Raw genomic sequence first — 6,453 nt, 5'->3', positions numbered from 1 at the left:
TTTTAGGCGTTAAACTTTCTGTTTCTTGTGTTGGTAGGGGAGAAGGTTTTGATTGGATTAAGTCGGTAGAACTTGCAGCCGCATCTACTTCTTGTCCCGTTTTAGCAGTTAAACTTTCTGTTTCTTGTGTTGGTACGGGGGAAGGTTTTGATTGAATTAAGTTGGCAGAACTTGCAGCCGCATCTACTTCTCCATCTGTTTTAGGCGTTAAACTTTCTGTTTCTTGTGTTGGTACGGGAGAAGGTTTTGATTGAATTAAGTTGGCCGAACTTGCAGCCGCATCTACTTCTCCATCTGTTTTAGGCGTTAAACTTTCTGTTTCTTGTGTTGGTACGGGAGAAGGTTTTGATTGGATTAAGTTGGTAGAACTTGGGATCGCATCTACTTCTCCATCTGTTTTAGGCGTTAAACTTTCTGTTTCTTGTGTTGGTACTGGAGAAGGTTTTGATTGAATTAAGTTGGCCGAACTTGGGGTCGCATCTACTTCTCCATCTGTTTTAGGCGTTAAACTTTCTGTTTCTTTTGTTGGTAGGGGAGAAGGTTTTGATTGAATTAAGTCGGTAGAACTTGGGGTCGCATCTACTTCTCCATCTGTTTTAGGCGTTAAACTTTCTGTTTCTTTTGTTGGTAGGGGAGAAGGTTTTGATTGGATTAAGTCGGTAGAACTTGGGGTCGCATCTACTTCTCCATCTGTTTTAGGCGTTAAACTTTCTGTTTCTTTTGTTGGTACTGGAGAAGGTTTTGATTGAATTAAGTTGGCAGAACTTGCAGCCGCATCTAATTCTTGTCCCGTTTTAGCAGTTAAATTTTCTGTTTCTTGTGTTGATACTGGGGAAGGTTTTGATTGGATTAAGTTGGTATAACTTGGGGTCGCATCTAATTCTTGTCCAGTTTTAGCAGTTAAATTTTCTGTTTCTTGAGTTGATACTGGGGAAGGTTTTGATTGGATTAAGTTGGTATAACTTGGGGTCGCATCTACTCCTCCATCTGTTTTAGGCGTTAAACTTTCTGTTTCTTGTGTTGGTACGGGAGAAGGTTTTGATTGGATTAAGTCGGTAGAACTTGGGGTCGCATCTACTTCTCCATCTGTTTTAGGCGTTAAATTTTTTGGTGGGTCTCGATTTATTTCTGGTTGTGACGCTACAGTTTCTTGAGATGATACTGGAGAAGGTTTGGCTTGGATTAAGTTGGGTGAAGCTGGTGCGATCGCATCCACTTCTCCATCCGCTTTAGCAGTTAAATCTCCGGTTTCTGTTGCCCCTATTTCTGGCGGTAGTGATACAGTTTCTTGAGATGGTACTGAAGAAGGTTTAGATTGGATTAAGCTAGGTAAGGTAGGTGCGCTCGCATTTCCCTCTCCCATATTAGTAGCAGATGAAGAAGGCAAACTTTCTCTATCTAAACTTAGCTTGCCAGAAAAACTTGTGGGCGGATGTGGTAAAATTTTAGCTATAGATGGAGAATTTAACCGGCTGTTAAAACCTAAAGAATTATCCTTAAATCTGCTGATGTGAGGTAAATCTAAGGAATCAGAATTAGAGATATTATTGACTGGCTTGGCCGAAACTTGTGGCGATACGTTGTTGAATATATCAACCGTATTCGTTGGCATCGAATTAGATAAACTAAAAGTTTCTCCAAAAGTAGAAACCAGATTATCAGAACTCGATGTACTTTGCCTTTGTGTAAGTTGAGGCAAGCTTGATAAACGGGAAATATTAAAAACCGATGTTTGAGCTAAAGGTTTTGAAATTGCCAATGGTTTTAGTTGAGCGATATTTTCCGTTGCAGCGTTAGGACTATTCAATGCGGCTGCATTTGGAAATAAAGGCTCATTTTTTGAGCGATAATTTGTAGGAAAATTTCCGACTAAATCTTGTGTATCAGGTATCTCGCCTAGATTTGAGTTAATCTCAGGTTGAGATCGAATAGGTAATTGATTATCGAAAAACTGAGGAATTTCTCCAGCAAAATTTTCTCCATCTTCCCTTATTTGCATCCCTGCGTCTAATCCCCAGTTGCCAATTTCCCCATCTTTATTTACCTCTCCTAATGGCTGAAGCACAGAATTACCAAATGGCTGCAAGCTTTGCCCTAGGGGATTTAAAGACTGACATAAAGGAGATAGCGATCGCTGGAGTTTAAAGTCATTTCCCAGAGAAGTGGGTTGAATTAAAGAATCTTTCAACCCTAGAGGCTTTAAAGTCATAATCATTGCCTCCCAAGCGGAGTTTTACACTAATTTGCTATAAAAAATAACCAGATGCATGGCGTCCCGGTTGCAGTTTTATCGCGCCTCCTCCTTCTGATTTGGCTATCTTCAACCCCTCATAAGCTAGGGTCAATTCTTCAATCGCCACCGTGTTAGAATTGCCTTGGAGTGCTGGCGCTTTCCAACCAATTGGAATGGCTGCTACTAACGTCCAGCATTGCATGGTTACCCCTGCTTGGTTAAAGAGCAAAATATTTACATTCCGCCGTTCTTTTTTGCCATTGCTTAAGGTATTACTTACCCAATCCCAAAAAACAAAATCATCGGTAATACCGCGTTTTAGAGTTACATCTGAAAACTCAGCTTGACCTAAAACAATCCGTTGGTGATCGTTAACACCCCCTTCAAAATAAGTTTCTTTTTTGATTTTGACTCCTAATCCCGAACACTCGCTAAACGAAGCCGTAATACTACTTTCCATTTCCACGTAAAAGCGATTAGCAGTTACGTAGTTCAGTGCGTGTGTGTCTTCACCGTTTTTAGACATCAGACCCTCCCTTTATAGTTTCCAGCACGATCGCGAGTATTTCTCAAGTCTTCCAGCATCAATTCATAAACTCTATCACTCAGTTTCCTCATCAACATGGGATCTAAAATAACTTTATCAATTAACTGAACCATTTCATCTTTTTTCTTTACATTCATCTTTTAATTCCTCTTAGGTAAAGTTCGCAATGATACCAGTCCTGCTTCGCTCAGCAAACGTTGCCCCTCATCCGTTTTTAGCAGTTCCGCAAATTTTCTTCCTGCAACCGCTTGCGTTTTATCTTTTTTGGGGTAAACTACTACCAAACGGTAAATTAATGGATAGCTACCAGACTTAAATGCTTCAACATTAGGCCAATAACTTCCTTTATCATTGCATAAATCAATCGTCGGTTCTATGGGTTTTACTTCGTTACCAAGCTGTTGAACTAATGGCTGAACTTCTTCACCCTTTTTTCCTATAGCCAAGGGATAAACAGCACATTGATTAAACACGCGACTGAGTAAACCAAAACCAAATCCCACCGTTTGATTCTGCTCGAAATCTTTGAGTATTTCTCCTAAAATATAACTTTCGTTAAGTTGTTGATTTATTTTTTGCGATCCATCTCTAATCAGTTTTTCTGGCAAATTTTTAAACTTTTGAGGTGGATCTCCTTTAAACACTAACTCTTGAAAAAGTTTAACAGCCTGACGATTATCAACTGGCATATAAACTTTGATGTTCTGGTTAATCCCTTCTGGAGGAGACCAGTTGCTCAAGGTTTTTGTTGTGTAAATTTCTCGTAATTGATCAAGGGTAATTTTGCCGTTCAAAGCATTCGGAACACTCTGGTATCTTTTGTTATCGCTGAAAGCTACAAATACTACTAATCCATCATAGGCCACTTCTACCTGCTCCATATCATCGGGTAAATCTTTTATAAAAGTAGTAAGGGCAAAGTCTGCTCTCTTTAATCTAATTGCTTCTATTATGTTTTCGTTTGAAATATTGAGCGTATATGTTGTTAATCTCGGCTCGCGAATGGTTAGTTCTTCTACAAACGTTTTCTTGTAAGAAACTAAACTAATTGTATTAAGAATATAACTCCAAATTCCATTAGCCTCAGTTATGTACGTAACTCTTTCAGTTGGAACTTGATCAATTTCGGCAAGGCAGCAGGGTTCAAAAGAATTAAAAACAAGCTGTTCAACTTGAGACAAAGACTGACGCCATCTTAGCATAATTTGCAACAACAATCCCGCCAGGAAAGCAAAGAGAATAATCGTTAATACCAGTCGAGATAACGAAGAAGATTTCTGAGTATCTTCTTCCAAACTGTCCGCTTCTGCTGTTACGTCTAGTGGCGTTTCAAGCTCCCTTGACAGGGGTGCTAACAACTCTTTTCTTGCTTCAAAAGCTGTTTTAAAGGGCTGGTCAATTCCTAATAGACGATGAATAAATTTATTCAGCCTAGCATCTTTAAATTCAGGCCAATGTTGTTCAAACTTGGGGTTAAGCGGTTGAGCGGTATCGGGGTCTACTGTTGTTCCCCATAACAAGTAAAAACTTACATATCCCAGATCGATTAAATCTTGTTTGGGTGAGCGCTCGCTAAATTTAGCAGTGGGTGGTTTAAATAAATCTTCCCAGAGGGCTAAATCGGCTACGTAGATAAAAAATTGCGGTTTATCTAGGGCAGATGGCTGACTGCTACTCGCAATTAAAAGGCTATCAAGACTGAGATAACCGTGGGGGAAGCCTTGCTCTATATCGTCATCAAAAGTTTGCAGTCTGTGACTGTGGAGAAACCAAAGTGTTTGCAATACTTGATCCAAAACTCCGCGCACCTGGTGGGGAGTCATAGCCCCGCTTTTTAGCAGATACTCTCTCAAAGTTAGGCTATTGTGAACTGGTTGCTCGAAAATTAGGTAGCAGCGTTTTTCATTGCTAGGTGCGATCGCATCCCAAGGACTAATCAAACGAAAATCCTGTCCTACCCCATTCTTCAAGTTCAAGCTCGCTAGCTTTTCAAACTTTTCTTTCCGCTCTTTGGCTTCTTTTTGATTAAATTCCCGGTCGGTTAACAGATATTCTTTAATTAAAATAGGCTTGTTATTTTCAACCTGAATTCCTTGATACAACCGCACTGTTTCCCCATCTTTTAAACATTTATCAACTCGATACTTACCGCGACGACCCCCGCGAATTTCTATATCTGTTGGTAAAATGGGTAGAGTTTTTGCGCTGGGAGAGGTTTTTCTCGCTAACCGATCGGCCGCTGCAATCGTTACCGCATTTGCTATTTCATTTAAATTACTACTTGCTACTTTTACTTGCGATGTCCTAGCATTAGATTCGTTGAATAACTCTTGGGGGGAGTAGGGGTTAAGCATCCTGTCTGCTTGTGAGTTTCTTCTTTCCACAGGTATATTAGATTGCTCAACCGAATTTTCCCGCGTTTCAGTCTTTTTACCCCAGGGTAACTCAACGTTTTCATACTCTTTTTGCGCGTGGCGGGTCGCTATCCGAGATAGGTTTTGAAATGGGTAGCGAATAAAGTTTGCTACCTCCCTAAAATTGCTGCCAACTGAATTTACTAAATCGACGAGTCTCACAGCACCCCTCCCATATTAGATAGAAATAATACGCAGAGTTTTTAATAACAGAACTTATGTACACGAACAGAAAAATTGGCGGGTTTTATTAAATGTACGGGTCACAACCAAGTCTTTTTATTCGTGAAAAACCCGGTTTCTGGGCAATGCCGCGAAGTCCTAAATGACTTAAACACCAGCGATAAAGTTAATAAGTGGTGATTGGTACCTACCCATTGGTAAGCGCTAATTGCTAACTGTTAATTAGAAGGTTTTGTAGGTTCTTTTGATTCTACTTCTTCTTCTAACTCGTTAATGCGACGATAAAATTGGTACAAATAATTCAGATCGCAAGCAAAAAGATCCTCAATTATCGTCGGAGTTACTTCTTCTAATGCACCCAATCTAGTAATTACCCTCGATAAAATAATCACCGTAGAATAGGCAGGATTAGACTTAACGCGGGGGTCACGCAATGGCAAAATTTCATCGATCGCTTTGGCTAAACGCATCACACCTTTGCGGTGTAAATTTCCATCTGCATCTAAAAAGCCCTTGGGTAAAGTAAATTCAAATTCAATTTGAAACATCTTGAAACATTACGGCTTATTGTTGCCGAGTAAACATTTCTACAGCAATTTCCATTTCTTCAATTTCCGACTCCCCACCCGCAGAACTTAAATCAGAAACAATGTAACTAATAGGCCAAGCTCCTTGAAATTGGAATATTGCCTGTGAGTTATTACTTTGGTCATAAATAGTTAAAGAACCATCTCGACGTTGTTTAGCCCAATTTCCTTCTTGAACTGCTTCAAACCACTTCCACAAAGTTGTGGAGTTAGTCATGCCCCGACGTAGGGTTATATTGTTAGTTTTAACATTCCCCGGAACCTTTGTGCAAACAACCTGACCCATTTTCGCTCCACCCCAGCGGTTGGGTGTAACCTCGGTAACTTCTATGACATCTTGAGTGCGTTTAAACCCTTTGCAATCCATAAAATAAGCATCAACTGGTTCTTGGCTCCCCTCTAGTTTTAATTCGATGTAAAATCGGCAATTTGTGAGGATTTCTGGAAAATCGTTAATCAGGTTTGCCATTTTCCCTCCTGGCTAATTTT

The 6,453-nt window shown here is 40.0% G+C and carries 5 protein-coding genes and 1 pseudogene; all 6 read right to left on the bottom strand.

Translation table 11 applies throughout. The annotated features are described in order from the left end of the window. Window positions 1–2,209, bottom strand: a pseudogene (locus tag NDI35_RS27870) (hypothetical protein); the annotation flags it as partial. A 37-nt stretch (window positions 2,210–2,246) separates the two neighbouring features. Beyond that, entirely contained in the window at window positions 2,247–2,759 is a 513-nt protein-coding gene (locus NDI35_RS27865) for a contractile injection system inner tube protein (protein WP_445315534.1), read from the bottom strand. Then, entirely contained in the window at window positions 2,759–2,917 is a 159-nt protein-coding gene (locus NDI35_RS27860; RefSeq protein WP_445315533.1) for a hypothetical protein, read from the bottom strand. The genes NDI35_RS27865 and NDI35_RS27860 overlap by 1 nt, the downstream gene beginning before the upstream one ends. Before the next feature lie 3 nt (window positions 2,918–2,920). After that, a complete protein-coding gene (locus tag NDI35_RS27855; RefSeq protein ID WP_445315532.1) occupies window positions 2,921–5,356 on the bottom strand; it encodes a substrate-binding domain-containing protein in 2,436 nt (811 codons plus the stop codon). A gap of 239 nt (window positions 5,357–5,595) precedes the next feature. Then, window positions 5,596–5,925 carry a hypothetical protein gene (locus NDI35_RS27850; RefSeq protein WP_445315531.1) on the bottom strand — a complete coding sequence of 110 codons (330 nt, stop codon included), beginning with the start codon at window positions 5,923–5,925 and terminating at the stop codon, window positions 5,596–5,598. 16 nt (window positions 5,926–5,941) lie between these two features. After that, window positions 5,942–6,433: a phage tail protein gene (locus NDI35_RS27845; RefSeq protein WP_445315530.1), complete on the bottom strand. Its 492-nt coding sequence runs from the start codon at window positions 6,431–6,433 to the stop codon at window positions 5,942–5,944. Window positions 6,434–6,453: the final 20 nt, after the last annotated feature.

This window comes from Microcoleus vaginatus FACHB-2002, from assembly GCF_040004035.1.
Taxonomy (GTDB): domain Bacteria; phylum Cyanobacteriota; class Cyanobacteriia; order Cyanobacteriales; family Microcoleaceae; genus Microcoleus; species Microcoleus vaginatus_C.
The sequence above is the reverse complement of the archived record's forward strand: the minus strand, read 5'-3'. Positions and strand labels throughout refer to the sequence as shown.